The sequence below is a fragment of the Flavonifractor sp. An82 genome (assembly GCF_002159265.1).
GTDB lineage: Bacteria > Bacillota > Clostridia > Oscillospirales > Oscillospiraceae > Flavonifractor.
This window is the reverse complement of record NZ_NFHG01000007.1, coordinates 119,846-145,088: the sequence shown is the minus strand read 5'-3', so window position 1 is coordinate 145,088 and position 25,243 is coordinate 119,846. Positions and strand designations below refer to the sequence as shown.

Annotated in this window: 23 protein-coding genes and 1 pseudogene; 17 read left to right on the top strand and 7 right to left on the bottom strand. The window is 61.0% G+C overall.

From position 1 onward, the window contains the following. Positions 1 to 439 precede the first annotated feature (439 nt). The 16 genes and pseudogenes from B5G34_RS09615 to asnS all read left to right on the top strand — a co-directional run bounded on the left by B5G34_RS09615 (position 440) and on the right by asnS (position 16,435). The gene (locus B5G34_RS09615; RefSeq protein ID WP_087336479.1) at positions 440 to 1,582 is read left to right on the top strand and encodes a site-specific integrase; all 1,143 of its coding nucleotides are present in this window, start codon (positions 440 to 442) and stop codon (positions 1,580 to 1,582) included. A gap of 75 nt (positions 1,583 to 1,657) precedes the next feature. Further along, on the top strand, positions 1,658 to 2,734 hold the full coding sequence (locus B5G34_RS09610) for a PfkB family carbohydrate kinase (protein WP_087336477.1): 1,077 nt from the start codon (positions 1,658 to 1,660) through the stop codon (positions 2,732 to 2,734). Positions 2,735 to 2,759: 25 nt separating this feature from the next. Further along, positions 2,760 to 3,683 (top strand): pseudouridine-5'-phosphate glycosidase, encoded by a 924-nt coding sequence (locus tag B5G34_RS09605; RefSeq protein WP_087336475.1) that lies wholly within the window; start codon positions 2,760 to 2,762, stop codon positions 3,681 to 3,683. 124 nt (positions 3,684 to 3,807) lie between these two features. Continuing rightward, complete coding sequence (locus tag B5G34_RS09600; RefSeq protein WP_087336473.1) at positions 3,808 to 4,572, top strand: ABC transporter ATP-binding protein; 765 nt, start codon at positions 3,808 to 3,810, stop codon at positions 4,570 to 4,572. Further along, the gene (locus B5G34_RS09595) at positions 4,562 to 6,331 is read left to right on the top strand and encodes an ABC transporter permease (protein ID WP_087336471.1); all 1,770 of its coding nucleotides are present in this window, start codon (positions 4,562 to 4,564) and stop codon (positions 6,329 to 6,331) included. The genes B5G34_RS09600 and B5G34_RS09595 overlap by 11 nt, the downstream gene beginning before the upstream one ends. A 140-nt stretch (positions 6,332 to 6,471) precedes the next feature. Further along, a complete protein-coding gene (gene secG / locus B5G34_RS09590) occupies positions 6,472 to 6,702 on the top strand; it encodes a preprotein translocase subunit SecG (RefSeq protein WP_087336503.1) in 231 nt (76 codons plus the stop codon). A gap of 175 nt (positions 6,703 to 6,877) precedes the next feature. Then, the gene (locus tag B5G34_RS09585) at positions 6,878 to 7,651 is read left to right on the top strand and encodes a helix-turn-helix transcriptional regulator (RefSeq protein ID WP_242956957.1); all 774 of its coding nucleotides are present in this window, start codon (positions 6,878 to 6,880) and stop codon (positions 7,649 to 7,651) included. A gap of 81 nt (positions 7,652 to 7,732) precedes the next feature. Then, a pseudogene (gene rnr / locus B5G34_RS09580) lies at positions 7,733 to 9,793 on the top strand (ribonuclease R); the annotation flags it as partial. After that, positions 9,793 to 11,004, top strand: coding sequence for a beta-N-acetylhexosaminidase (gene nagZ / locus B5G34_RS09575; RefSeq protein WP_242956954.1), 1,212 nt, complete (start codon positions 9,793 to 9,795; stop codon positions 11,002 to 11,004). The pseudogene rnr and the gene nagZ, both read left to right, overlap by 1 nt. A 92-nt stretch (positions 11,005 to 11,096) precedes the next feature. Further along, positions 11,097 to 11,531, top strand: coding sequence for a LytTR family DNA-binding domain-containing protein (locus tag B5G34_RS09570; protein ID WP_087336463.1), 435 nt, complete (start codon positions 11,097 to 11,099; stop codon positions 11,529 to 11,531). Positions 11,532 to 11,546: 15 nt separating this feature from the next. Then, on the top strand, positions 11,547 to 12,383 hold the full coding sequence (locus B5G34_RS09565) for a DUF3021 domain-containing protein (protein WP_087336461.1): 837 nt from the start codon (positions 11,547 to 11,549) through the stop codon (positions 12,381 to 12,383). Continuing rightward, on the top strand, positions 12,384 to 12,674 hold the full coding sequence (locus tag B5G34_RS09560) for a hypothetical protein (protein ID WP_087336458.1): 291 nt from the start codon (positions 12,384 to 12,386) through the stop codon (positions 12,672 to 12,674). 3 nt (positions 12,675 to 12,677) lie between these two features. Then, entirely contained in the window at positions 12,678 to 12,950 is a 273-nt protein-coding gene (locus B5G34_RS09555; protein ID WP_087336456.1) for a hypothetical protein, read from the top strand. Beyond that, positions 12,947 to 13,453, top strand: coding sequence for a hypothetical protein (locus B5G34_RS09550; RefSeq protein ID WP_087336454.1), 507 nt, complete (start codon positions 12,947 to 12,949; stop codon positions 13,451 to 13,453). The genes B5G34_RS09555 and B5G34_RS09550 overlap by 4 nt, the downstream gene beginning before the upstream one ends. 89 nt (positions 13,454 to 13,542) lie before the next feature. Then, positions 13,543 to 14,991: an APC family permease gene (locus tag B5G34_RS09545; protein WP_087336452.1), complete on the top strand. Its 1,449-nt coding sequence runs from the start codon at positions 13,543 to 13,545 to the stop codon at positions 14,989 to 14,991. A gap of 49 nt (positions 14,992 to 15,040) precedes the next feature. After that, a complete protein-coding gene (gene asnS / locus B5G34_RS09540) occupies positions 15,041 to 16,435 on the top strand; it encodes an asparagine--tRNA ligase (protein WP_087336450.1) in 1,395 nt (464 codons plus the stop codon). A gap of 67 nt (positions 16,436 to 16,502) precedes the next feature. Here asnS and B5G34_RS18445 read toward each other — a convergent pair whose 3' ends face one another. Further along, positions 16,503 to 16,661: a hypothetical protein gene (locus B5G34_RS18445; RefSeq protein ID WP_162609458.1), complete on the bottom strand. Its 159-nt coding sequence runs from the start codon at positions 16,659 to 16,661 to the stop codon at positions 16,503 to 16,505. Between the two features lie 114 nt (positions 16,662 to 16,775). Here B5G34_RS18445 and B5G34_RS09535 point away from each other — a divergent pair, with 114 nt between their 5' ends. Further along, entirely contained in the window at positions 16,776 to 17,015 is a 240-nt protein-coding gene (locus tag B5G34_RS09535; protein ID WP_087336501.1) for a helix-turn-helix transcriptional regulator, read from the top strand. A 37-nt stretch (positions 17,016 to 17,052) separates the two neighbouring features. Here the strand turns inward: B5G34_RS09535 and B5G34_RS09530 are convergent, their stop codons facing one another. The 6 genes from B5G34_RS09530 to B5G34_RS09505 all read right to left on the bottom strand — a co-directional run bounded on the left by B5G34_RS09530 (position 17,053) and on the right by B5G34_RS09505 (position 25,214). Beyond that, on the bottom strand, positions 17,053 to 18,363 hold the full coding sequence (locus tag B5G34_RS09530; RefSeq protein WP_204245937.1) for a glycosyltransferase: 1,311 nt from the start codon (positions 18,361 to 18,363) through the stop codon (positions 17,053 to 17,055). A 122-nt stretch (positions 18,364 to 18,485) separates the two neighbouring features. Continuing rightward, positions 18,486 to 18,785, bottom strand: coding sequence for a hypothetical protein (locus B5G34_RS09525; protein WP_087336448.1), 300 nt, complete (start codon positions 18,783 to 18,785; stop codon positions 18,486 to 18,488). Between the two features lie 119 nt (positions 18,786 to 18,904). Continuing rightward, positions 18,905 to 20,710 (bottom strand): threonine--tRNA ligase, encoded by a 1,806-nt coding sequence (gene thrS, locus B5G34_RS09520; RefSeq protein ID WP_087336446.1) that lies wholly within the window; start codon positions 20,708 to 20,710, stop codon positions 18,905 to 18,907. 639 nt (positions 20,711 to 21,349) lie between these two features. Beyond that, on the bottom strand, positions 21,350 to 22,687 hold the full coding sequence (locus tag B5G34_RS09515) for an MFS transporter (RefSeq protein WP_087336444.1): 1,338 nt from the start codon (positions 22,685 to 22,687) through the stop codon (positions 21,350 to 21,352). Between the two features lie 530 nt (positions 22,688 to 23,217). Next, positions 23,218 to 24,066 carry a 3-keto-5-aminohexanoate cleavage protein gene (locus B5G34_RS09510; RefSeq protein ID WP_343286561.1) on the bottom strand — a complete coding sequence of 283 codons (849 nt, stop codon included), beginning with the start codon at positions 24,064 to 24,066 and terminating at the stop codon, positions 23,218 to 23,220. A gap of 134 nt (positions 24,067 to 24,200) precedes the next feature. Continuing rightward, positions 24,201 to 25,214 (bottom strand): cyclase family protein, encoded by a 1,014-nt coding sequence (locus tag B5G34_RS09505; protein ID WP_087336442.1) that lies wholly within the window; start codon positions 25,212 to 25,214, stop codon positions 24,201 to 24,203. Positions 25,215 to 25,243: the final 29 nt, after the last annotated feature.

Below are 25,243 nucleotides of genomic sequence, written 5' to 3'. Positions count from 1 at the left end.
TCCTCCATGCCGTTGATCACGCCCAGGGAAACGAGCATGGAAACGGCATCCTTGTTCACGATCTCATCCTTATCGGTGAAATCGTTGTAGCCCGCAGCGTTGGCGCCGATAACCATCATGCCGATGAGCATCATGACGGCCAGAGCCAGGCTGAGAACTCGCTTGAGGTTTCTCATTCGGAATTCCTCCTTATTAGATTTGGCCCGGGAGACAAGGGAACAATCTCTGCCCAAGACGCCAATCTGCTGGGCTGCAAGGGATGCCAAGAAGGGCATTGGCTACCGGTAGCCGCTAGGTAGCCAAAAAATAGGAAAAAACAGGAAAAATTAGGGGGAGAAAATCCGGAAAACGACGATTGACGCAAGTGAAATTACCTGACACAATATCTACTATACGCGCTTATTCGACAAAATTATTTGCGCGCAGAGGAGGGACCAGAATGGCAAGAAAGGCAATCAGGAAGAATCTGGCGTATGACGATCAAAAGCAGCTTTACTATGTCTGCTTTAATTATGGAACCGACGCCGAAGGACACCGTGACCGCCGGATGCGTACCTTTACCGATTTGGCGGAAGCTGAACTGGCATTGGAACAGTTCCAGAGTGGAAAAGTCGGACGATTACCCTGCGATTCGTCCCGCCTGCGCCTGTCGGAGTGGCTGGAGTACTGGCTGGAGGAGGTCATTGCCCCCAACCGGGCTTATACCACCTATTATTGCTACCGCTCCATGATCAAGAAACACATTAACCCTGCCATTGGCCGCATTCGCCTCCGGCAGCTGGAGCCCTGGCATATCCAGCGATACTATGCCGAGAAGATGCGGGAAGGCGGCCTGGACTCCAACAGCGTCCACAAGCACCATATCCTGCTCCACACTGCCCTCCATCTGGCCTTTCGACAGCGGATTTTGCGGGAGAACCCGGTGGAGCGGGTGGAGGCCCCACGGGAGCACCCCACCCGGCAGTTTTACTACACCCCGGAACAGCTGCGGCAGCTCTTCCGCGCGGTGGAGGGGGAATGGCTGGAGGTGGTAGTCAAGCTGGGGGCCTATCTGGGCCTGCGGCGGGGGGAGATCTGCGGCCTGCGGTGGTCCGATGTGGACTTTGATCACTATGTCATCCGCATCCGTATCTCCCGCACCACGGCGGGAAACCGCGTGGTGGAAAAGACCCCGAAGACCGCCAATTCCATTCGCACCCTGGGTATTGCGGGTTTGGACGACCTGACCCGGCTGCTGCATGCCATTCGGGCCCGGCAGCTGGAACTGGCGGCGGAACAGCCGGAGTATCAGGACAGCGGCTATGTGCTCACCGATGAAACTGGTCTGCCCAGGCATCCCAACCAGGTCACCAAGGCCTTTCATCTGTTTGTGCAGAGTCATCATCTGCCCGACATTACTGTCCATGGCCTGCGGCACACCTTTGCCAGCCTGGCCAACAGCGCCCGGATCCCTCTGGTGGACATTGGAAAGGCCCTGGGGCACAAGGACGTGTCCATCACAGGACGGGTGTACACCCATATTTTTGACCAGACTCACCAAGAGGTGCTCAACACTGTGGCCGCCCGCATTATAGCCGGATAACCGCCGGAAGGGTCTTGACAAACAGAATATATAAGCATATGATTAGAATATAGATAAAAGTTTAGGAGGTGTCCCATGACCCAGCGGGAGCGGCAGATCCTGAAATGGATCGAGGAGAACCCTATGATCTCCCAGCAGGAGCTGGCGGACAAGGCGGGCATCACCCGGTCGTCTGCGGCGGTACATATCTCCAACCTGATGAAGCAGGGGCACATCGCCGGCAAGGGCTACATCGTCCGTACCGCCCCCTATGCGGTGGTGGTGGGGGGTGTCAATCTGGACATTGGCGGCCGTTCCCTGGACAAGCTGGTGCCTGAGGACTCCAACCCCGGCCAGGTGCGCATGAGCTTGGGAGGCGTGGGCCGCAATATTGCCCACAACATGGCCCTGCTGGGTATGGACGTGCGTCTGCTCACCGCCTTCGGGGATGACATGAACGCCCAGCGCATTGCCGCCAGCTGCGGCGAGCTGGGCATCGACATCAGCCAGTGCCTGACGGTGCCCGGGGGCGCCACCTCCACTTATTTGTTTATTTCTGACCACCGGGGGGACATGGCCCTGGCGGTCAGCGACATGGAGATCTACCGCCATATGACCCCCGCCTTCCTGGCCGGCCGGGCCCGGCTGCTGCAAAACGCCCAGCTGGTGGTGGTGGATACCAATATCCCGGCGGAGTCCATTGCCTGGCTGGCGGACAACCTGCGCCTGCCAATCTTTGCCGACCCGGTGTCTACTGCCAAGGCGGAGAAGCTGCGGCCGGTGCTGGGCAAGCTCCATACCCTCAAACCCAACCGGATGGAGACGGAGCTCCTCTCCGGCGTCACGATCACCGACGAGGCCAGCCTCAATGCAGCGGCAGACGCCCTGTTGGCTACCGGTCTGCGGCGGGTGTTCATCAGTCTAGGAGGCGACGGCATGCTGGCCGCCGACCACACCCGGCGGCTCCATGTGCCCTGCTGCCCCGGCCGGATGGTGAACACCACCGGCTGCGGCGACGCGGGCATGGCGGCCATTGCCTGGGCCTACCTGGAGGGCACCGACCTGGAGGGTACCGCCCGGGCCGCCATGGCGGCGGGCGCCATTGCCATGGAGAGCGCGGAAACCATTAACCCGGCCATGAGCCCCCAGCGGCTCCGGGACCGGATGGAATAAAGGATTTTATATGGAGGTATCTATGATGAATCTCAATCAATATCTGGATGTAGCCCCTGAAGTAGCCGCCGCTGTGGCGGCGGGCAAGCCCGTGGTGGCCCTGGAGTCCACCATCATCTCCCACGGCATGCCCTATCCCCAGAATGTGGAGACTGCCCTGAAGGTGGAGCAGATCATCCGGGATAACGGCGCCGTACCTGCCACCATCGCCATTCTGGGCGGCCGGCTGAAGGCCGGCCTCACCGCCGAGGAGATCGAGTACCTGGGCAAGAAGGGCCAGGAAGTGATCAAGGCCAGCCGCCGGGACCTGGCGGTGCTGGTGGCCCGCAAGGCTGACGGTGCCACCACCGTCACCACTACCATGATGATCGCCCACATGGCGGGCATCCAGATCTTTGCCACCGGCGGCATCGGCGGCGTCCACCGGGGCGCCGAGACCACCATGGACATCTCTGCCGACCTGGAGGAGCTGGCCTCCACCCCCGTGATGGTGGTGTGTGCCGGCGCCAAGTCCATCCTGGATCTGGGCCTCACCCTGGAGTACCTGGAGACCCACGGTGTGCCGGTCATTGGCTACGGTACCAAGGAGCTGCCCGCCTTCTACACCCGCAAGAGCGGCTTCGAGGTGGACTACCGCATGGATACCCCGGCGGAGATCGCTGCCGCTTTCCATGTCTCCCGGGAGTTGGGCCTCAAGGGCGGCATGCTGGTGACCAACCCCATCCCCGAGGAGTTTGCCATGGATCACGACGTGATCAACAAGGCCATCGACGAGGCCATTGCCCAGGCCAACGCCCAGGGCATCCACGGCAAGGCCACCACCCCCTTCCTGCTGGCCAAGGTGAAGGAGCTCACCGGCGGCGACAGCCTGGATTCCAATATCCAGCTGGTGTTCAATAACGCCCGCCTGGCTGCCCGCACCGCCGCCGAGCTGTGCGCCATGAAATAAGAAAAGCGCCACAGGGCGCCGCGTCTGCGGCGCCCTGTTTTCTTTCATAAAATGGTAAGAGGGGATTTAGAAATTTTTAAGATGATTCTGCTACACTGTCTTCACAAGCAAAGGAGGCAGATCAATGGAGCAGATTCTCAAGGTAGAAGGACTGTGCCGGGATTATGGCAGAGGAACGGTCACCCACGCGGTGGACCATGTGGATTTTTCGGTGGAAAAGGGGGAATTTGTAGGCATCATGGGCCCCTCGGGCAGCGGCAAGACCACCCTGCTCAATTGTATTTCCACCATCGACACCCCCACGGCGGGGCATATCTGGGTGGAAGGACAGGATATTACCGCCCTGAAGCAGAAGGAGCTCTCCCGGTTTCGGCGGGAGCGGCTGGGGTTTGTGTTTCAGGACTGCAACCTGCTGGACACCCTCACCGCCTATGAGAATATCGCCCTGGCCCTCACCATCCGCAAAACGCCCCCTCAGAAGGTGGACCGGCTGGTGAAGGAGACGGCTCAGCTGCTGGAGATCACAGAGTGCCTGAACAAATATCCCTACCAGATGTCAGGCGGCCAGCAGCAGCGTACCGCCGCCGCCCGGGCCATTGTCACCGAACCCGCCCTGATCCTGGCCGACGAGCCCACCGGAGCCCTGGATTCCAAGTCCGCCCGGCTGCTGCTGGAGCGGTTTGAGGTGATGAACCAGCTGCGACAGGCCACCATCCTGATGGTCACCCACGACGCATTCACTGCCAGCTACTGCCACCGCATCCTCTTTTTGCGGGACGGCGCAGTGTTTGCCCAGCTGGAACGGGGAAACCAGGACCGCAGAGACTTTTTCCGGGGGATCATCGACGTGGTGACCGAGCTGGGAGGTGACCAGAGCAATGTTCTCTAAGCTGGCGGTCAAAAACGTGGGGCGCAGCTTCCGGGACTACGGGGTATACTTTCTCACCGTAGCCTTCGGCGTGTGCCTCTTTTATGTATTCAACGCTCTGGAGACCCAGACCGTGATCCGCTATCTGGCCCAGCATCCCCGGACCAATATCGTGGGGGCCATCCAGCAGCTCATCGGCATCCTGTCGGTCTTCGTGTGGGTGGTGCTGGCCTTTCTCATCCTGTACGCCTCCGGCTTTCTGGTGCGCCGCCGGTCCCGGGAGCTGGGCACCTACCTGATGCTGGGCATGGAGCGCTGGCAGGTGGCCCGGCTGCTGCTGGCGGAGACTGCATTTACCGCCCTGGTGGCCCTGGCGGTGGGGCTGGTACTGGGCGTGGTGCTCTCCCAGGCCCTGTCGGTCTTTACCGCCGGGCTTTTTGCTGTGCCCATGACCTTTTTCACCTTTTCCGTCTCTGTTCCGGCCTTGCTGAAGACCATCCTGGCCTTCGCCGCCATCTTTCTGCTGGTGATGTGCTACCATGCCTTTACCGTGTCCCGGCGGAAGCTCATCGACCTGCTGCGGGCCCGGCGGGTGAACCAGGAGCTGAAGGTGCGCTCTCTGGGGGCGTCGGTCTTCTTTTTCCTGGCGGGCTGCGTTCTGCTGGTCATCGCCTATGCCATGCTGCTCACCCGGGGCCTGCTGCGGGTGGATGAACTGTTTTGGGTGATGCTGGGGCTGGGCAGCCTGGGTACCCTGCTCTTTTTTAGAGCCCTGTCCGGTTTTTTGCTGCGGCTGTGCCAGAGCAGCAAAAAGCTCTATTACAAAAACCTTAACATGTTCATCCTGCGGCAGTTCAACGCCAGCATCAACACCACCTACCGCTCCATGACGGTGATCTGTCTGATGCTGCTGCTGGCCATCGGCATCACGGCCACCTCGGTGGGCCTGAACAACACCGTGGCCCAGATGGCGGATCAGACCATCGTTCAGGATGTGGAGCTGGCCGCCTGGGCGGAACAGGGAAAGCTCCCGGACCTGCCCGCCGGGTTGAAAGAGGGTGGCTTTGACCCGGATACCCAGTGCAGCCGTTGGCTCTCCTTTTCTGTGTATCGGGACGAGGACGGACACTCCGTCATGCTCCGGGCCGACTATGACGCCTACGCCGCTGCCTGGGGGCAGGAGCAGGTGGACTCCTTTGTGGATAGCTGGCGCATCCGCCTGGTATCCCAGCTGGAGGAAGGACTGACGGCAGACCGCTGCTACTTCCTGGCCGATTATGCCGGAGACGCCCAGCAGACCGAAGAGGCCTTCCTGGGGGCGCTGGATCAGGCAGATTTCCCCTACAGCTACACCTATACCACTAAACTGTCCACCTGGATGGAGCTGATGGGTACCAAGGTGCTGGTGCTCTTTATCGGCCTCTATCTGGGGGTGGTGTTCCTGGTGGCCTCGGCGGCGGTGCTGGCCCTCCAGCAGCTCAGCCAGGCTGCCGACAGCGCCCAGCGCTACCGGGTACTGTCCCGATTGGGCGTCTCGGAGCGCATGCGGGGCCGGTCGGTGGATATCCAGGTGTTTTTGGCCTTCTTCCTGCCCTTGGCCCTGGCCCTGGTCCATGCTGTGGTGGGTATGACCGCTGCCAACGCCGTTATTGCCCAGGTAGGAAAGGTAGATGCCGCCTCCTCCAGTGCCGTTACCGCCCTGCTGCTGGTGGCGGTGTACGGAGGCTACTTCCTGGCAACCTGTTGGGGCAGTAGGAAGATCCTGCGGGCAGGGGCGTAAAAAATGCGAAAAACCCTTGCAATCGTTCGCTATTTATGCTATCATTTCATTTACGTGTAAGAGACTGCACGACTTTGTCGCGCCCAAACATAGCATGGATAATTGCCCCGTGACCGGGGACGAAAGGACGATGTAGCGTGATCCCGAAGCTGATTCTGAGCATTATTGACGTGGCTGCCTGCCTGTTCCTCATCGCCGTGGTGCTGCTCCAGTCCGGCAAGAGCGCCGGCCTGTCCGGTGCCATCGCCGGTGTTGCCGACACCTTCATGGCCAAGAACAAGGCCAAGAGCTGGGACGCCAAGCTGGCCAAGATGACCAAGTGGGTGGCCATCGGGTTTATGATCCTGACCTTTGTGATCTGCCTGCTCTGAGAAAGCAAACAAAAACGCCCTTCCGACTGCGGAAGGGCGTTTTTCGTTGCAAAATACCGGGTGCAACCGGCAGTTGTCAAATTGTATCCCACTTTTGGTTGCGCTGTCGGCTGGGGTTTGCTATGCTGGACCTCGTCAAAGGCCATTGACCATTCTTGGTTTCGGAGGGTTGGAAATGGAATTTCAGCAGCGGCTTTATGAACTGAGGAAGCAGTCCGGGCTGTCTCAGGAGGGACTGGCCGATCTTTTGAATGTGTCCCGGCAGGCGGTGCAGAAGTGGGAGGCGGGCACCTCCCGGCCCGACCTGGACAACCTGGCCGCCCTGGCCCGGTACTTCAATGTGTCCCTGGATTATTTGGTCACCGGGCAGGAGAGCAGGGCGGCCTCAGACCCTCCTGCCACCACCATTGTCAACAATTACTATTCCGGCTATCAGTATGAGTATAAAAGCAAGCGGACCCTGTTTGGCCTGCCTCTGGTCCATATCCGGTTTGGCCGCGGCGGGATGGCTGTGGCCAGGGGGATCGTCGCCGTCGGCAACTGCGCTGTGGGGGTGGTCGCCCTGGGCGGCTTCTCCCTGGGACTGGTCAGCGTGGGCGGGCTATCTCTGGGCCTGCTCCTGTCTCTGGGCGGCTGGGCCGTGGGAGGGTTTGCCATTGGAGGGCTCGCCATGGGACTGATCGCCCTGGGCGGCGGAGCCGTGGGCTTGTTTGCCATGGGGGGCGGCGCTTTTGGAATGTACGCCGCCGGGGGCGGGGCCATCGCCTCGGAAATTGCCATCGGCGGCTCGGCCCACGCCCCGCTGGCCATCGGTCAGGCGGCGGAGGGAGCCCTTACTTTTGGACGGGATGCCGACCCGGCGGCGGTGGAGAGCGCCATCCGGGCGGCGGCCTCCGGCCTGCCCCGCTTTCTTCAAAACCTGCTGGTTTTTCTGGCGCAGAATTGGTAGCAGGGATTGGACTGCCGGCGGTCTTACATTTTCGTTGAGTAGGCACTTGGAAGGGGGTATAATAAAGAAAAAAGCAATGAGAAAGGAATGTTTATGAAAGACAAACAGGAATTGACAGGTATTTACCAGGCCAGCGGCCGGGGCTTCGGATTTCTGATCCCGGAGGAGGGGGAGGACTGCTTCATCCCGCCCCGGGCGGAGGGCGGCGCCTGGAACGGAGATAAAGTGGCGGCTGTCATCACCGAGGAAGACCGGTCGGCAGGCCGCCGGGTGGCCAAAGTGGTTCAGGTGCTGGAGCGGGCCAACAGGACCGTCACCGGCGTGCTGGAGCGGCAGGACCACGCCCTGTGGCTGCGCCCCGACAACGAGCGCCTGCCCGGTCCCATCCAGGTGTTTACCAAGCGGAAGGGCGTGCGCCCCGGCGAGCGGGCCGCCGTGGCCATGACCAGCTTCGGCGGCGGCAGGACCGCCCCCATGGGTACCCTGCGGGAGCGGTTCGGTCCGGCGGACCGGCGGGAGAGCGCCGTGGAGGCCATCCTCTACACCCACGATATTGAGCGCTCTTTCCCGCCCGCCGTGCTGATGGAGGTGGAGGGCGTGCCCCAGGCGGTGGAGCCCTCCGCCCTGGAGGGACGGCTGGACCTGCGGGACAAGACCATCATCACCATCGACGGGGCCTCCTCCAAGGACTTTGACGACGCGGTAAGCCTGGAACAGGATGAGCAGGGCCGCTGGGTGCTGGGGGTCCACATCGCCGATGTAAGCCACTATGTGCGCCCCGGCTCCCCTCTGGACATGGAGGCCTTTGAACGGGGCACCTCGGTGTATTTTGCCGATCAGGTGGTGCCCATGCTGCCGGTGGAGCTGTCCAACGGCATCTGCTCTCTGAACCCCCATGTGGACCGGCTGGCCCTGTCCTGCATCATGACCATGGACCAGAGCGGCATGGTGGTGGACCACACCATCGCCAAGTCTGTGATTTGCTCCACTGAGCGGATGACCTATGAGGACTGCAATGTACTGCTGGCGGGGGAGGACCCGGCTCTGGCGGAGCGGTACGCCCACATCCTGCCCATGCTGCGGAACATGGCCGCCCTGGCCAAGGTGCTGGAGAAGCTGCGGAAAAACCGGGGGGCTCTGGATCTGGAGACCAAGGAGAGCTATGTGATCTGCGACAGCGAGGGCAGGCCGGTGGATGTGGCCCTGCGGCAGCAGGGGGAGAGCGAAAAGCTCATTGAGTCCTTCATGCTGGCGGCCAACGAGTGCGTGGCGGAGCATCTCAACCGCCTCCACAAGCCCTGCGTCTACCGGGTCCATGAGAAGCCCTCCGACGAGAAGACGGAGGCCCTGCGTACCATGGTGGCCCCCCTGGGCTACGACCTGAAGGGGGCGGACAGCCATGCCCTCCAGAAGCTGCTGGACTGGGCCAAGGACAGGCCGGAGGAGGGGGCGGTGTCCATGATGGTGCTGCGCTCCCTGATGAAGGCCCGGTACGACCAGGACAACCTGGGCCACTTCGGTCTGGCGGCAGAGTATTACTGCCACTTTACCTCCCCCATCCGCCGCTATCCCGACCTGATGGTCCACCGCATCCTCACCGCCCTGCTGGACGGGTCCCTGGACAAGCAGGAAAAGAAGCTGGCCGCAGCCACCCAGCGGGCTGCCGTCCAGTCCTCCCAGCGGGAACTGGCGGCCCAGGAGGCCGAGCGGGAGATCGAGAAGCGCTATCTGGCCGAGTTCATGGCGGGCCACATTGGGGAAACCTTCGCCGGTGTGGTGTCCGGCGTCACCCGGTTCGGTCTCTTCGTGTCGGTGGCCGGGGGCGTGGAGGGCCTGCTGCCCGTGGAGGCCCTGCCCGGCGGAAGCTGGCATTACGACGAGGCCCACCTTACCCTGCTGGAGGACAACGGCAGCGGCCGGTACACCTTCGGCATGGCCCTGGAGGTGGAATGCGCCGCCGCCGACCCGGTGAGCGGACAGGTGGACTTTATCCTCCCCGGCGGCACTCCGGTATCCCGGAAAAAACGGGAGGAGGAGCATAAGGAGCGGCCCGGCCGGGGCGGCAAAAAGAGCCCCCGCAAGCCCGGGAAAGGCCGGGCCATGCATGTGCCCAAACGGCGGAAGGGAGGCAGAAAACGATAATGAAGCGTATTCTGGTCGGTGTAATATTGCTCTCTGTATTGCTTTTGGCGGGGTGCGGCGGTCAAACCACCGCCTCCACCCCCGCTCCGGCAATTACCCCCAGCGCGGTTCCCATCCCGGAACCTACCCCCACCCCTGACCCGGTGGAGGAGGCCATGGCGGCCATGACCACCGAGGAGAAGGTGGGACAGCTGCTGGTGGCGGGGATCATGGGGACCGAGCCCGGCGAGGATGCCCTTCGGGCCATTCAGGACTACCAGGTGGGGGGGATCATCCTCTTTGGCCGGAATGTGGAGAGCGCCGGACAGCTGGTGGAGCTGACCAACGGCCTGAAGGAACTGAACGGAGACCATGTCCCCCTCTTTTTGTGCGTGGACCAGGAGGGGGGACGGGTAGACCGGATGCCCCCGGAGGTGGACGACCTGCCCTCAGCCTATGACGCTATCGCCTCCGGCGGCGACCCCCTGGAGCGGGGAAAGGTGCTGGCCGCCCAGTGTGCCGCCTTCGGCTTCAACCTGGATTTCTCCACCTGCCTGGACATCTGGTCCAACCCGGACAACACCGTCATCGGGAAACGGGCCTGCGGCAGCGACCCGGACACGGTGTCATGGGCGGGATTGGAAATCAATGAAGGGCTGAGCCAGGGGGGCGTGATCCCGGTGGTCAAGCACTTCCCCGGCCACGGGGACACCGGCACCGACTCCCATGTGGAGCTGCCGGTGGTGGACAAGACGGTGGAGGAACTGGAGCAATTTGAACTCATCCCCTTCCAGGCGGCCGTGGACGCAGGGGCCCCCGCGGTCATGGTGGCCCATATTTTGATGACCCAGATCGACCCCGACCTGCCCGCCACCCTGTCTCCTCGGGTGGTTGCCGGCCTGCTGCGGCAGGAGATGGGATATGAGGGCGTGGTGTGTACCGACGATCTGACCATGGCCGCCATCTCCCATACATACGGCACGGGGGAGGCCGCCATCATGGCATTGGAGGCGGGCTGCGACCTGCTGCTGGTGTGCCATGAGGCGGACAATCTGACCGCCGCCCAGGATGCACTGCTCTCGGCGGTGGAGGAGGGCCGCGTCTCTATGGAACGGCTGGATGAGAGCGTCTATCGCATTCTCGCCCTGAAGGAGGAGTACGGCCTTACCAACGACCCGGTGGACCAGCCTGACATCAATTCCCTCAACGCCCAGATTCAGGCCCTTGCCTGAACCGACCGTCCCCTCAGCGGGGCCGTCTGTCCGAAAACCGTGGACAGACGGTCCCCTTTTCGCTATAGTGGGGGTGAAAGGAGGGAGGGAACGTGAAGGTAACCGTTGTCATTGATCCAAACCGGGCGGAGCCGGAGGTCACCATCACCGCTCCCGCCCTCACCGACGAGGTGAAAGCCCTGGCGGCCCGGCTGGAGGGGGGCGGCATCCTCACCGGCTGGCGGGGGGATACCGCCGTGCCGCTGGAGGAGGAAGCCATCCTCCGCTGCTACGGGGAGGAGAAGGGAGTGAAGGTCCAGACTACCCAGGGTATCTTCGACCTGCGGGAGCGGCTCTATGAGCTGGAGGCCAAGCTGGACCGGCACACCTTTGTGCGCATCTCTCACTCGGAGATCGTGAACCTGCGTAAGATCACCGCCATGGACCTGGGTCTCACCGGTACCATTCGCATCACTCTGGCGGAAGAGACGGTGTGCTACGTCTCCCGGCGGTATGTGAAGAAGATCAAAGAAGCTTTGGGGCTTTGAAAGGAGGGAGATCCTGTGACACACAGACAGAAACAGTGGTTGGTCCGCATCCTCATCGGCGGACTGGCAGGAGTGGCCCTTCTGGTGCCGGTGGGGGGACTGTTCAACGACCTGGTCAGTGGTGGCCTCCTGGCCATGGGGAACCACACCCCCTTCCGGCTGGTAAGCTATGATCTGGAGCGGCTTGCCGGCCCCGCCGCCCTGGCGGTCCAGCTGGGGCTTTACTTCCTGATGGGGGCGGTGGTGGGGGTGTCCACCCTGCCCTTTGCCGACGACGGGGCCACCCTGGTCCGCCGGTCCCTGGCCCACTTTGCCGTTACCGCCGGAGCGCTTACCCTGATGGTATGCCTGTGCGGATGGAACTGGGGGAGGTGGGTGCCTCTGGTGGCCTATCTCTTCCTGTTGGCCCTGGTCTATGCCCTCATCTGGCTGGTCCGCTGGGCCATCTGGAACAGTGAGGTGGAGGCCATGCGGAAGAAGCTGGGACTTATTCCAAAGCCCTCTCAGTGGAAGTGGAAGGAGACCCTGCCTTCCATCCCGGTGATCCTGCTCATCTGCCTGGGGCTGCCCTGGCTGCTTCGGCTGCTGGAGGGGGGCGGCATGCCGCTGTTCAGCGGGGCCATCTATGTGGGACTGCTGCTGCCCATCGGCTGTATGGCCGTCGGTATGTTCCTGGGGGAGTGGCACGGCTTTTGTCCCCTCTATCCGGTGCTGTGCGCGGTAGGGGTGCTGCCTGCCGTTTTCCTGCTCTATGATCACACCATACTCATTCTCATGTGCGCCATTGCCTTTGGGTCCGGCCTGCTGGGGGTGGCGGCGGGGGCCTGGCCCAGAAAAAAGAAGGAGGACTGAATGGACCGGCTGTATCTGCTGATGATGGGCGGCGCGCCCATTCTGAGTGCTCTGCTGGGTACGACGGTGTTCACCCTGTTGGTGTGCCGTCTGACCATGGGGCGGTTCCGCCCGCTCCGACTGCTGCTCCTGGTACTTCTGGCCATCCCACTGACCATCGCCCTGCACCTGTATCTGACGATCCATAAGCCCTGGTCATTCTGGGAACTGGGCTCAGGTGTCGTGGGCGGTGCCATCCTTGTGGGCTGGCTGACCGGGTGGCGGCTCAGCCGGAGAAAGGAGGATATTTGAGAGATGGAACTGTTTTTACTGTTCTGGGGTGCGCTGGCAGGCACGCTGGTCCTCACCCTGCTGATCGGGAGGCTGACCCGGCGCTGGTTCCAGCCGCTGATCCAGCTTCCTCTGGGCCTTCTGCTTATCCCCCTGGCGGGAGGCGTGTATGAGTGGAAGCAGGGCGGCTTTTTGTGGCAGCTGGCGGTGGCGCTGTGGGCCATGATCGGCGGGGCCATCTTCCTGGGCTGGTTGTTCGGGCGGGCCCTCTGCCGGGGAAAGGAGCGGACGCCATGAAACGGGAAGTAAAGCTGTACAATATCCTGCTGCCCATCTGGATCCTGTATTTCTTCCCCCAGGTGTGGTTCATCACCCTGCCGGGCAACCTGATCATCGACTGTGGGGTGCTGCTGATCACCTTGGCGGTGTTAAAGCACACCGGGAAAAAGGCGGTACTGAAACAGCTGTGGTGGAAGTTCTGGCTGCTGGGCTTTCTGGCCGACTTCATGGGAGCCCTGTTCCTCTTCGGCTTCTGGTACCTCTCCCTGCTGCCGGACCCTGTGGGCAGTTGGGTGGACCAGGTGCTCTCCGCCGCCTTCCTCAATCCCTTCCGCACCCTGTCCGGCTTCCTGTACACCTTGTCTGGGGTGGCCATTGTCGGTGTGTGCATCTACTTCTTCGATAAACGAGCCATGAGGTCCTGCGCCCTGCTGGACGAGCGGCAGCGGCATATCATCGCCCTGACTATGGCCATCGTCACCGCTCCCTGGACCTTTTTGATCCCCCTCTATGCTTATTGAACGGAAAGCCGCGGCCCCGATACGTTGGGGTTGCGGCTTTTTCTGCGGGCCGGTATAATATCAATATCTGAAATGAAGGCGGGATGGGTATGGCAAAACAGGGGGGCGGCAAGATCAGCTTTTTCGGGCTGGTGGCCATGGGCATCGGCTGCATGCTGGGCACCAGCTGGCTGCTGCTCACCGGCACCTGGCTTGACACGGCGGGAGGGCCCCTAAACCTGGCGGTGGCCTTTGTGCTGTGCATCGTCATTGAGCTGCCCTTTGCCTTCTCCTACATGGAGGCCATCCCCATGTTTCCACTGCCGGGAGGCGAGGTGGTGTACTCCTACGCCGCCTTTGGCCCCAGGGGCGGCTTTGCCGTGGGCTGGGCAGGCATTTTGATGAACACCATCGTATTCTGCTGGGTGGATCTGGCCGCCATCTCCCTGCTGGACGAGCTGTTCCCCGTCCTGAAGGAGAGCATGGTACTCTACCACGTGGGGGATTTCCCGGTGACCCTGCCCAACCTGGTCCTCCAGCTGCTGCTGGCGGGGGCCATCCTGTGGGTGCAGATCAAGGGGGCAAATGTGTGCGCCTCCCTGGCCAAGCTGGCCACGGTGGTGCTGCTGGTCATGTGCGCCATCGGCCTGGCGGTGTGCTTTGCTCACTTCGACCCGGCGGTGTACGCCGCGGACGGCGGGCTGGAGTTTGACTTTGCCGGCTCGGCCTCCCTGCTCTCCCTGCTGGTGTTCTCGGTGGCCGGATGGGAGACGGTGTCCAAGGCCGCCGCCGACGCCACCGGTCCCGCCGCCCGCAAGGCGGGGGCCGCCCTTATCACCTGCCTCATTCTGGTCACCGGTATTTTGTGCCTGGTGTCCACCGCTGTGGCGGGCTGTATGCCCTGGACCGAGGCGGTGGGCCGCACCGCCCCATTTGCCGACGTGCTGGTGTCCATCACCGGCCTGCCCTGGGTGCGGATTGCGTTCCTGGTCACCGCCTTTGTGGGGGCGGTTGGGGTGATGAACTCCACCCTCTACTCCTCCGCCCAGATGCTCTACGGCCTGTCCCGGTTTGCCCTGGTGTCGAGAAAGTTCGCCGTCCTCCATCCCAAATACGGCACGCCGGTGCGGTGCATCTGCTTCACTGCCGCCTTTGTGGTGCTCACTCCCTTCACCGGCAAGCTGTTCTTTATTCCCTTTATCAACGTGGCGTCCCTGACCACCATCGTCATGTGGGTCATGTCCTTTGCTGCTGTGCTGTGGCTGAGAAGGACCCGGGCCGACCTGCGCCGGCCGGTGTCCATGCCCGGCGGAAAGGTGACGGCGGTCTTTGGCGTGCTGGCCTCGGTATTCCTGGCGGGCAATATCCTGCTGCCCATGAGCCCCGGCGCCCTCAGCGGCCTGGAGTATGCCCTGGCGGCAGCCCTGACCGCCCTGGGATGGGTGCTCTACCAGTTCCGGGACCGGTCGGTCACCGCCCTGGAGCAGCAAAAGCTGATATTTGGGGACCTTCTGGGGGGAGAATTGCCCGCAACCCCTTGCAAAATCAGCAAAAAATGATATACTAGTGCCCACTGAGACCAATTTTTACGAATCGAGGGAAATGGAAATGGAACGCACCAAAATCGCACAGATTTTTGCGGACCAGGAGCAGTTCGGCGGCAAAGAGATCACCGTCTGCGGCTGGGCCCGCACCATCCGGGACATGAAGAGCTTCGGCTTTGTGGAGCTCAACGACGGCTCCTGCTTCAAGAATCTGCAGGTGGTCCTGGACGCCAATGTGCTGGACAATTATAAAGAGATCGCCGGTCAGAATGTGGGCGCTGCCCTCATCGTCACTGGTACCGTGGTTCTGACCCCTGAGGCCAAGCAGCCCCTGGAGGTCAAGGCCGCCAAGATCCAGGTGGAGGGCACCTCCACCCCCGACTACCCCCTGCAGAAGAAGCGCCACAGCGTGGAGTACCTGCGTACCATCCAGCACCTGCGGCCCCGCACCAACCTGTTCTCCGCCACCTTCCGGGTGCGCTCCGTGGCTGCCCACGCCATCCACTGCTTCTTCCAGGACCGGGGCTTTGTGTATGCCCAGACCCCGCTGATCACCGCCTCCGACTGCGAGGGCGCCGGCGAGATGTTCCAGGTCACCACCCTGGACCTGAACAACGTGCCCAAGACCGAGGATGGCCAGGTGGACTACTCCAAGGACTTTTTTGGCAAGAAGGCCAACCTCACCGTGTCCGGCCAGCTCAACGCCGAGAACTTCGCCATGGCCTTCGGCAACGTGTACACCTTTGGCCCCACCTTCCGGGCCGAGAACTCCAACACCCAGCGCCACGCCGCTGAGTTCTGGATGATCGAGCCTGAGATGGCCTTCGCCGACCTGAACGACTATATGGATACCGCCGAGGCCATGATCAAGTATATCATCAATACCGTCATGGCCAAGTGCCCCGACGAGATGAACTTCTTCTCCTCCTTCGTGGACAAGGGCCTGAAGGAGCGGCTGGAGCATGTGGCTTCCTCCGACTTCGGCCGGGTGACCTACACCGAGGCGGTGGAGTTGCTCAAGCAGAACAACGACAAGTTCGACTACAAGGTGGAGTGGGGCTGCGATCTCCAGACTGAGCACGAGCGCTACCTCACCGAGCAGATCTTCAAGCGCCCCGTGTTTGTTACCGACTATCCCAAGGACATCAAGGCCTTCTATATGCGCCTCAACGACGACGGCAAGACCGTGGCTGCCGCCGACTGCCTGGTGCCCGGCATCGGTGAGATCATCGGCGGTTCCCAGCGTGAGGAGCGGCTGGACCTGCTGGAGAGCCGTATCAAGGAGCTGGGCATGAACCCCGAGGACTACTGGTGGTACCTGGACCTGCGGCGCTACGGCTCCTGCCGCCACGCCGGCTTCGGCCTGGGCTTCGAGCGGATGGTCATGTACCTCACCGGCGTGTCCAACATCCGCGACGTGGAACTGCATCCTCGTACCGTGGGCAACGCTGATTTCTAACTGAAAAGGAAAGAGGGCCCCGACGGGGCGCTGCACAAAGCAGCGCCTTGTCGGGGCTCTTTTTATATCAATCGCCGCGCATTAACTCTGGGTTTAAATAAATAAATGCCGCTGCGCCAAGAAGCGTGATAAATTGGCTATAGTCACCCAAGAAGGCTTCCAAAAAGAAAGCAAGGGCAAGGGAAACCAGAAATATTGCTGTGCCCACTACTACACGTATCCACATAGGCCACTTCATCATAAGCATTCACCAGATAAATTCGTTATTGCGAAACATTATATCATGTGAAATGGATAAACTCAACTCATAAATTCTTTATTGCGAATTATGGGTGAAGCTATGCAGAAGATTCGACCGGATCTGGATATCGGACACAATATTCAAATGCTGCGGCGGGGCGCGGGTATGACTCAGGAGCAGGTGGTGGCGAAACTCCAGCTGATGGGTCTGAATATCTCAAAAAGCACCTATGCTAAACTGGAAACCAACCGTATGAACATTAAGGTAAGCGAACTGGTGGCGATGAAAGAGATTTTTCAGGCGGAATACCGTGACTTTTTTAAGGGATTGGAACTTTGATATAAGAGAGCCTCGGCGTACTGCGCCGAGGCTCTTTTTATCCCTCCAGCAGGGGCAGCAGCTGGTTGCGGCAGATCCAGGCGTCGCTGTACTGGCGGCGCACCATGGTTTTGGCCCGCAAGCTCCGGTCCTCCCGTATCAGATTGACGATTGCCCTCCCGTGATCCTCATAGTAGGCCTGTTCCGAGGGGGAGTAGCTTTCGTGGGTGTCATAGCCGAAGTTCCGGGCGTCCCACCGCATGAAGTAGGCCCCCAGACTCTCCCCCAGCTCCTTCAGTGCGGGGACGGCCTGGTTGAGCACCAGGAAGTTCCCCCGGCTGGCGGCCTCCAGCACGGTGAGCCCGAAGGATTCCGAGTAGGAGGGGCAGATGAACAGGTTGGACAGCTGGAACAGCTCAAACACTCCCTGCCGGGGGAAGCCGTCGGGAAATCCGATGTCGGACGTGAACAGCAGATCCTTCCCCCGCAGGCCGAATTTTTTCCCCTCGGTGCGGATCATGGACTTGTAAAGCCTGGGGGAGATGTCGGCGCTGGGGAAGTCGCAGAAGATGACCTTGATTTCCTGCTCCGCGGCGGCGCGGATGGCCCCTGCCAGGGCGGCTACCTTCTCCGGGCGCTTGCCGGTGGTCAGCCGGGCGGGGTAGACCGCCAGCAGGTCGGGCCGGGTCAGGTCTATGTGCCGGGCCACCTCCTGCACCTCTTGGCTCATGGCGGGGAGCAGGGGCAGGGTGTTGTAGACCACCGCGCACCGCCCCTCCGGCACGTCGTACTGCCTGGCCAGGGCCGGAATGCCCGAGCGGGTGGGGTAGATGAATTTGGTCCTGGGCAGGTCGGTAAACCGGGCGGAGAAGGGATACTCCATCTCCTGGGGCCGGGCGGCCGGAAAGGAGTGGGTGAAGGCCAAAAACCGCAGGTGGGGCAGTTCCTGCTGGGCCTTGCGGACGGCAATGTTGTGGACCAGGTGCCAGCCCTGATAGAGAATGTCGTGGAGGATGCACACGTCCACATCCTGTAATTGCGCTACCAAATCTTTGGCAATGTGGTCGGCCTCCTCAAAGAAGGTATCGTGGACCTGCCCGGTGGGAGCGGTGTAGTCATGCCACTGGATGGCCTTTCCGTGGAGGGTATTGGTGATCTTGCCCCACTCCAGACGCTCATCCAGAAAGACGCCGGTCCGCTCCCCGTCGGGACAGCTCTCGCTGACCAGCATTTTGACCTGAATCCCGGCCTGCAGCAGCATCCGGATCTGGTCCGCCGCCACCCGGCCCTCTGCGTCGGTGTTGCTTAGGCTCAGATTCCCGAATACGAATACGTTATAGTCGTTGGCAAGGCCAAAATTGATCGCCATAAAAGGTCCTCCCAAGGAAGAGTGTGAGGGTATCACATGTGCACGGTTATTCTATGCGGCGTGTCCTCTGATGGTGCCAAAAAGGCGGGGCCCCATGAGGAGCCCCGCCTGGGGGGATTTGGTTACTCCTGGACAGCAGCCTCTTCCGCGGGCTTGCACAGGCAGCCTTCGAAAGCGGACAGCTTGGAGTGGAGGATCATCTCCAGCCGGGATACGGCGTTGACCATGGACTCCACCGACTTGTTGGTGGCGAGCAGCACCTCGGGGGTGACGTCCTCCAGGGCCACCATCTTCTGGATCTTCTCACCCTCGGCATTGAGGATGTGGGACAGAGCGGTTTCCTGAAGGGCCACCGACTCAATGATGTCGGTGATGGCCTGGGTACGGGTGGTGGTGCTGGAGGTGATAACGGGCATTCCCATAAGCGTGTATACTCCTTCAATGGTATTGAGCATCTGCTCGCAGTATGCCATGCCCGCGGAGAGGTCAGGGTGACAAAAAGAGCGCCCCGCAAGACGCGGGGCGCTCTTTGAATTCGTGCTTACATTTTCTGCTGGATGGACTTGGAATCCACCTCGTCCTTCAGCTTTTCCACAAAGGCGTCGAAGGCCATGACGGTCTGGTCGCCCTTGCGGTTGCGGACGGCCACCTCGCCGCTCTCCACTTCCTTGTCGCCGATGACCAGCATATAGGGAACCTTCTCCATCTGAGCCTCCCGGATCTTCTTGCCGATCTTCTCGTTGCGCTCATCCACCTCCACGCGGTAGCCCTGAGCGAACAGCTTGTTCTTCAGCTCATAGCTGTAGTCGGCGGCCCGGTCGGTGATGGGCAGGATGCGGATCTGCTCGGGGGACATCCAGGTGGGCAGAGCGCCGCCGTACTCCTCCAGCAGGTAGGCCAGGGTGCGCTCGTAGCAGCCCAGGGAGGTGCGGTGGATGATATAGGGGGTCTTCTTCTGGCCGTCGGCGTCCACGTACTCCATGCCGAACTGCTTGGCCAGCAGCATGTCGATCTGGATGGTGACCAGGGTGTCCTCCTTGCCGAAGACGTTCTTGTACTGGATGTCCAGCTTGGGTCCGTAGAAGGCGGCCTCGTCGATGCCGATGGTGTACTCCACGCCCAGGTCGTCCAGGATCTGGCCCATGACCTTCTGGGCGGTCTCCCACTGCTCGGCGGTGCCCTCGTACTTGTTGTTGGGGTTGGCGGGATCCCACTGGGAGAAGCGGAAGGTACACTTGTCCAGCAGGCCCACGGTGCCCAGGCAGTACTTGGCCAGATCCAGGCAGCCCTTGAACTCCTGCTCCAGCTGCTCGGGGCGGAGGATCAGGTGGCCCTCGGAGATGGTGAACTGGCGGACACGGATCAGGCCGTGCATCTCGCCGGAGTCCTCGTTACGGAACAGGGTGGAGGTCTCACCCAGGCGCATGGGCAGGTCGCGGTAGCTGCGGCCCCGGTTCAGGAAGACCTGGTACTGGAAGGGGCAGGTCATGGGACGCAGGGCGAAGCACTCCTGCTCCTCGTCGTGGGGATCGCCCAGCACGAACATGCCGTCCAGGTAGTGGTCCCAGTGGCCGGAGATCTTATACAGCTCCCGCTTGGCCATATAGGGGGTCTTGGTCAGCAGATAGCCCCGCTTCTGCTCCTCGTCCTCCACCCAGCGCTGGAGGGTCTGGATGGTGCGGGCGCCCTTGGGCAGGATGATGGGCAGGCCCTGGCCGATCACGTCCACGGTGGTGAAGTACTCCAGCTCGCGGCCCAGCTTGTTGTGGTCCCGCTTGAGGGCCTCCTCACGCTGCTTTACCCAGGCATCCAGCTCGTCCTTCTTGGGGAAGGCGATGCCGTAGATGCGCTGGAGGGTCTCCCGGTTGGAGTCGCCCCGCCAGTAGGCGGCGTTGCAGGCGGTGAGCTTGATGGCGTTGCCCTTGACCCGGGCGGTGGAGTCCAGGTGGGGGCCGGCGCACAGGTCGGTGAACTCGCCCTGCTTGTAGAAGGAGATGACGGCATCCTCGGGCAGGTCGTTGATGAGCTCCACCTTGAAGGGCTCGCCCTTCTCCTCCATCAGCTTGAGGGCCTCGGCCCGGGGTAGCTCAAACCGCTCCAGCTTCAGCTTCTCCTTGCAGATCTTGCGCATCTCGCCCTCGATCTGGGCCAGATGATCGGCGGTGAAGGGGAAGGGGGAGAGCATATCGTAGTAGAAGCCCTCCTCGATGGCGGGGCCGATGGCCAGCTTCACCTCGGGCCACAGACGCTTGACAGCCTGGGCCAGAATGTGGGAGCAGGTGTGCCAGTAGGTCTTGCGGTACTCGGGATTTTCAAAGGAAAACTCGTTCTTGATTTCTTCGGACATACAAAAAACCTCCTTGTAACTTGGGGCGGAGGGTAAAGAAAACGCCTCACCCCTGTCGGTCAGGGGTGAGGCGAAAAAACGTCCCACGGTTCCACCCTGCTTGCATGGAGTGCAGAGGCGCCGTCGCGGAGGGCGCGCAGCGTGACTTCATGCCGCTTGTGACTTTCTGTAACGGGAAAGCCCCGGCCCGGTCATCCCGGGCGGCTCGGGAGTGGTACAGCCGCCGCGTGTCGCAGGTCCCTTCCACCAAAACGGGACCCTCTCTGTCCGCCGCTGTGCGGGTTCTTCTCCGTCCATGCCATTTTAACGAGGAAACTATAGCACCAAACCGTGGCCCTGTCAAGCGGCAAAGTGGACAGAACGAGAGGAAGAAATCAGGAAAATCGATATTTACAGTTTATTCACAATGCATACACGATTTAGCCTTATTTACAGGGTATGATACAGACAGATTCAGAGATGAATCAAAACAAGAGACCATCCTCCCAAACCAATTCCTCTCTTATCCCTCTCCAACACCTTTGCAACACACACAACACACACCCAAAAAGCCCCGGCCGTATGGCCGGGGCTTTTTGGTGCTTGGGAACACAAAAAGAGAGGACCGGCGGGGCGCCGGTCCTCTCAAGGGTACAGGATTTACTTGCCGGGGTGAGCGGCCTTCCAGTCGCGGTTGAAGCGATGCTCGTTGATGATGAGCACCAGCACCACGTTGACCAGAGCCACGCCGGCGAACACCAGGTAGGCCATCTTGATCTGGCCGCCGGTCATCAGCTGCACGGCGCCGTTGACCAGGAAGCACAGGGCGGTGATAGCGCCCTGGATGGGGAAGATGACGCTGTTCACCTTGTCAAAGCCATGACGGCCGAAGATGGAGGCGGGCAGGGAGGTGGTGAAGTTGGCGGAGCCGCCGATGCCCATGGCGATCATGAACAGGGAGACATACACCAGGGGGGAGGAGCTGTCGGCAGCGCCGAAGTTGCACAGCAGGGCGATGGCGTACCACACGCCGAAACCAACCATGGTCTTCTTGGTGCCGATCTTGTCGTCGATGATACCGATGAGCCAGGAGCCGACCACGCCGCCCAGGGCCAGGATGGTCATGACGTTCATAGCCTGCTGCTGAGTGAAGCCCAGCTGAGTGTTGCGGATGACCAGCTGACTCATGACGCCCACGGAGCAGATCTGGAAGGCGCCGGTGGTGATGGCAGCCAGCCACAGCTCCTTGGTGGCCAGCAGCTTGCCGGTAGTCCAGCCGCCGTCGCCGTCCACCTCATCGGCGGTGTCGTACTCGTTCTTGTAGACCTCGTCGGAGACATTGTCAGGATTGAGGCCCCGCTCCTGGGGAGTGTTGCGGATGAAGATCATGCCCAGGATGCCCAGGACAATGGCGGCGATGCCGATGGGAATGATGCCGCCGGAGAAGTTCTCGCCGATATTCTCGGTGCCCGCCATCATGGGGGCGATCAGGATGGCAACCAGCTGCACATAGAAAGCGGAAGCGAAGTTATGGCCCATGGTGGTGTAGCCCATGACCACGCCCTTCTTCTTGGGGAACCAGGTGGCAACCAGAGTGCCGCCGGCCACGTAACCGGCAGACATGATGCCGCCGTACACGAAGCACATAGCTACGGTGTAGACCACAATGCTGGGAGCGTTGCAGGCCAGGATGTACGCGATACCGGAGATGATGCAGCAGATACCGGAGGTCATGCGGGCGCCGATCTTACGGTTGATCTGGCCCACGATGATGAAGAACACCACGCCGACGATACCGGCCAGGGAGTTCATGTTCATGATCATGCCGTTTTCCACACCCAGGCGATAGGCCACGTTGGGGGCGGTGATGTTAGCGCCGTCGTTGCACATACCGACGTACAGGAAAAACATGAGCAGGCAGTAGATGATAACGACCCAGCCTGCGCCGAAATTGACCACGGAATTCTTGTTTCCGTCGCGAAGGTTTTGTTTCGCCATTGATCTTCCCTCATCTCTAAAAATGGTTTGGATCAGGACATGTGCCGGCAAGTCCATTCCTTGTTGCAGGTATACTTTATCCAGTTAAGGGCTTTTGTGCAATCCCCACAAGTTGGTGAGTTACTAACCAAAAGTACATATTGACCAAAAAATAAGTATCTAGTTTTGTATAATATATCTAAAAGTATAGTTAAAAATTTGACAAACCAATGCGCGTAAATTTTAGTTTATAATTTAAAATGTTCAGTATGCACAATTTTGGAGGTAAAATTTTGTCGCTGAGGGTGGGTGAGGTGCCTATTGGGACAGCACTGATGAAAAAACGCACAAAAGCCTGGAGATATGTGAAATGGGCTGAGAGGGGCACAGGAGGCGCTGGAACGGGGAAAACACGTGTGACGTGGTAGGAGACCGGGGAGATAAAAGACGCTCTGGAAGCCGTGTGTGGCCTCAGAGCGCGAAGAGGGCGAAAATAGATATAAAAAGACCCGCAGGAGCGTTTATCGCTCCTGCGGGGGAAATGGTAAAGCTTACTTCAGGCTGAGGATCTCGCGGGCCTCGGCGGGAGTGGCAACCTGCTTGCCGAACTCCTCGATGACGCGGCGGGCGCGGTCCACGAACTGGACGTTGCTCTGAGCCAGCTGGCCCTTGGCGTACATGACGTTATCCTCCATGCCCACACGGATGTGGCCGCCCAGGGCCACGGCGCCGTACAGCATGGTCATAGCGGAGTGACCCACGCCGAAGCAGCTCCAGGTGGAGCCGGGGCACAGAGACTCCATGGTCTCCTTCATGAAGATCAGGTTCTTCATGGTGCCGGGGATGCCGTTGGCGCAGCCCATACAGAACTGGAAGTGCAGGGGCCCCTTCAGCACGCCCTTCTTCAGGTAGTACTGAGCGTTGGCGATCATGCCGGGGTCAAAGGCCTCGATCTCGGGCTTGACGCCCCACTCCTGCATGTTCTTGCCCAGCTCCTCCAGGAAGGCGGGGGGGTTGAGGAACAGGGAGGTGTGCAGCCAGTTCATGGAGCCGCAGTCGTAGGAACCCATCTCGGGGCGCAGCTCCTTCAGGTGGATCTGGCGGGTCTCATCGGTGGCGTTCAGGTCGCCGGAGGTGGTCATGTTCAGGATGATATCGCAGTCGGGGTGATTGGAACGCAGCAGCTCCACGGTCTCGCGGAACTTCTCCTTATCCATAGTGCCCTTGCCCTGCTCGTCACGCATGTGCAGGTGGGCAACAGCGGCGCCGGCCTTCCAGCAGGCGTACACATCCTCGGCGATCTCGGCGGGAGTCATGGGGACGTTGGGGTTGTTCTCCTTGGTGGGCCAGGCGCCGGTGGTGGCCACGGTAATAATGGTCTTATTCTTCAGATCGGCCATGATCTGTCATCGTCCTTTCTAATGAAATGAAGATACCGCATAAAGCGGCGGGCGACAGCCCGCCGCTTTACGCATGGCATGGAATGGGAAGGGAATTTAGGGTAGTTAATAGAACAAAGAGAGGAAAGGGGGAATTACTTGTTGCGGTTGAACAGCTTCTGGATGTACTCCAGGCCGCTGTCGCCGTTGCCCTCGGCCTCGCCGTAGCCGGTGCCGCCGTACTTGTAGGTACGGGTGGGAACGTCCTTGATCAGCAGGTCCTCGTCGATCTCGGCGCTGCAGCGGGCCATGGAGCCGTCGCCCATGTACCAGCGCAGGGGGAAGCAGTTGAAGCGGAACCACACGCCGGCGGGAATCTTGTCCAGGTCGCCGCCCAGGTTCTCAACGCCCACGATGCCGTGGCCCAGCATCTCCTTGTGGCAGGGCTCCCAGGTGCCCCAAACGCCGATGTTCTCCAGATCGCCGTACAGCTCATCGTAAGCCTTCTGGCCGAAGATGCGGATGTACTCCTCCTTGTCGAACTTGGCATAGGCCTCCTCGCCGAAGAGCTCCTTGTACTCCTCAGTGATGGGACGGCCGGTGGCGCCCAGCAGGTTCATACGGGTCATGCCGTTGTTGCCCATGGCGGTGTGCAGGGGATGGTCCAGAGCCTGGCTGTCCATGGCCACGCACTTGACCTTGTTCTTGACGAACCACTTACCGGCCTCAACACCGGTGCCGGCGGCATAGTGATAGTAGGCCTTGGAGTCGTCGAACAGGCGGTGCATACCGGTGTTCAGGCAGACAACCTTGCCCTCCAGGTCAGCCTGGTTGATGCCGTACTTCTCGCAGGCGGCGTCCAGGTGCTTGTCGGTGATCAGGCCCCAGGGCTCGATGTCGATCTTCAGCACAACAGCCTGGCCGGTGTAGGCGTCGATGGGCATCTCATCGGAGTAGCGGGCCCGGCGGCCGTCGAACTCATACTCCATGACGTGACGGGGAGCGTCGCAGTGAGTGCCGGTGTGCATGGTGCAGGTGATGCGCTGAGTCAGCACGCCGCCCTTTGCCATGGAATGGGCGCCCACGATGTCGGGCTTGTCAAAGTAAGGCCAGCGGGGGATCTCGGCGCCGAAGGGGTGAGTCAGGTCAACAAAAACAGTCTTACCCATAACAGGTTCCTCCTTAAAGTTGATTTCAG

Coding starts and splice junctions, on each gene's coding strand:
- thrS (WP_087336446.1), bottom strand. CDS start 20,710: ATGTCCGAAGAAATCAAGAACGAGTTTTCCTTTGAAAATCCCGAGTAC.
- B5G34_RS09585 (WP_242956957.1), top strand. CDS start 6,878: ATGGAATTTCAGCAGCGGCTTTATGAACTGAGGAAGCAGTCCGGGCTG.
- B5G34_RS09545 (WP_087336452.1), top strand. CDS start 13,543: ATGGCAAAACAGGGGGGCGGCAAGATCAGCTTTTTCGGGCTGGTGGCC.
- B5G34_RS09600 (WP_087336473.1), top strand. CDS start 3,808: ATGGAGCAGATTCTCAAGGTAGAAGGACTGTGCCGGGATTATGGCAGA.
- B5G34_RS09515 (WP_087336444.1), bottom strand. CDS start 22,687: ATGGCGAAACAAAACCTTCGCGACGGAAACAAGAATTCCGTGGTCAAT.
- B5G34_RS09610 (WP_087336477.1), top strand. CDS start 1,658: ATGACCCAGCGGGAGCGGCAGATCCTGAAATGGATCGAGGAGAACCCT.
- B5G34_RS09550 (WP_087336454.1), top strand. CDS start 12,947: ATGAAACGGGAAGTAAAGCTGTACAATATCCTGCTGCCCATCTGGATC.
- B5G34_RS09535 (WP_087336501.1), top strand. CDS start 16,776: ATGCAGAAGATTCGACCGGATCTGGATATCGGACACAATATTCAAATG.
- B5G34_RS09510 (WP_343286561.1), bottom strand. CDS start 24,066: ATGGCCGATCTGAAGAATAAGACCATTATTACCGTGGCCACCACCGGC.
- B5G34_RS09530 (WP_204245937.1), bottom strand. CDS start 18,363: ATGGCGATCAATTTTGGCCTTGCCAACGACTATAACGTATTCGTATTC.
- B5G34_RS09555 (WP_087336456.1), top strand. CDS start 12,678: ATGGAACTGTTTTTACTGTTCTGGGGTGCGCTGGCAGGCACGCTGGTC.
- nagZ (WP_242956954.1), top strand. CDS start 9,793: ATGAAGCGTATTCTGGTCGGTGTAATATTGCTCTCTGTATTGCTTTTG.
- B5G34_RS09525 (WP_087336448.1), bottom strand. CDS start 18,785: ATGGGAATGCCCGTTATCACCTCCAGCACCACCACCCGTACCCAGGCC.
- B5G34_RS09560 (WP_087336458.1), top strand. CDS start 12,384: ATGGACCGGCTGTATCTGCTGATGATGGGCGGCGCGCCCATTCTGAGT.
- B5G34_RS09615 (WP_087336479.1), top strand. CDS start 440: ATGGCAAGAAAGGCAATCAGGAAGAATCTGGCGTATGACGATCAAAAG.
- B5G34_RS18445 (WP_162609458.1), bottom strand. CDS start 16,661: ATGTGGATACGTGTAGTAGTGGGCACAGCAATATTTCTGGTTTCCCTT.
- B5G34_RS09605 (WP_087336475.1), top strand. CDS start 2,760: ATGAATCTCAATCAATATCTGGATGTAGCCCCTGAAGTAGCCGCCGCT.
- B5G34_RS09505 (WP_087336442.1), bottom strand. CDS start 25,214: ATGGGTAAGACTGTTTTTGTTGACCTGACTCACCCCTTCGGCGCCGAG.
- asnS (WP_087336450.1), top strand. CDS start 15,041: ATGGAACGCACCAAAATCGCACAGATTTTTGCGGACCAGGAGCAGTTC.
- B5G34_RS09595 (WP_087336471.1), top strand. CDS start 4,562: ATGTTCTCTAAGCTGGCGGTCAAAAACGTGGGGCGCAGCTTCCGGGAC.